Source organism: Mycobacterium sp. KBS0706, from assembly GCF_005938675.2.
In the GTDB taxonomy this organism is placed as follows: domain Bacteria; phylum Pseudomonadota; class Alphaproteobacteria; order DSM-16000; family Inquilinaceae; genus Inquilinus.
On the sequence record NZ_VCCH02000422.1, the window covers coordinates 1 to 269 of the forward strand.

The following is a 269-nucleotide window of genomic DNA, read 5'->3' on the forward strand; positions in this document are numbered from 1 at the left end:
AGGCCAATCCGGGCCTTGCGGCGGCCATCACCGAAGCCATCGGCGACGGCTGGATCACGGACCTGTCCCAGCTGGCGAAGCTCGAGCCCCTCGCCGAGGACCAGGGGTTCCGCGGCGCCATCCGCATCGCCAAGCGTGACGCCAAGACGCGCTTTGCCGATTGGCTCAAATCGACATCCGGCATCTCCGTCGACCCGGACTCGATCTTCGACAGCCAGATCAAGCGGATCCATGAGTACAAACGGCAGCTCCTCAACGCCCTGCGCATT

General features: G+C 64.7%; 1 protein-coding gene. It reads left to right on the forward strand.

Going from position 1 to position 269, the window contains the following annotated elements; translation table 11 throughout:
- A partial coding sequence (locus FFK22_RS42550) for a glycogen/starch/alpha-glucan phosphorylase (RefSeq protein ID WP_143957084.1) occupies positions 1 to 269 on the forward strand: 269 nt, incomplete at both ends.